The sequence below is a fragment of the Anaerotignum propionicum genome, assembly GCF_024461735.1.
In the GTDB taxonomy this organism is placed as follows: Bacteria; Bacillota; Clostridia; order Lachnospirales; family Anaerotignaceae; genus Chakrabartyella.
On the sequence record NZ_JANGAD010000056.1, the window covers coordinates 1 to 215 of the forward strand.

General features: G+C 38.6%; 1 protein-coding gene. It reads left to right on the plus strand.

The window, feature by feature from the left end; all coding sequences use genetic code 11:
- The first annotated feature begins 7 nt into the window (after window positions 1-7).
- Complete coding sequence (gene rplJ / locus NE558_RS14710) at window positions 8-124, plus strand: 50S ribosomal protein L10 (RefSeq protein ID WP_420314603.1); 117 nt, start codon at window positions 8-10, stop codon at window positions 122-124.
- The last annotated feature ends 91 nt before the right edge of the window (window positions 125-215 follow it).

Here is a 215-nt window from a genome sequence, read left to right on the forward strand (position 1 = left end):
GGGAAAGATTGAACAGAAGCTTGTTGTCGTTAATGAAATCAAAGAAAAGCTGGAAAAAGCTTCTTCAGTAGTAATGGTAGACGCAAGAGGCTTGACTGTTGATCAGGACACAGTTCTTAGATAGCAGCTGAGAGAAGCAGGTGTTGACTATAAAGTTTACTAAAACACAATGGTACACTTTGCAATTCAAGGTTCACAATTTGAAGGTTTGGATC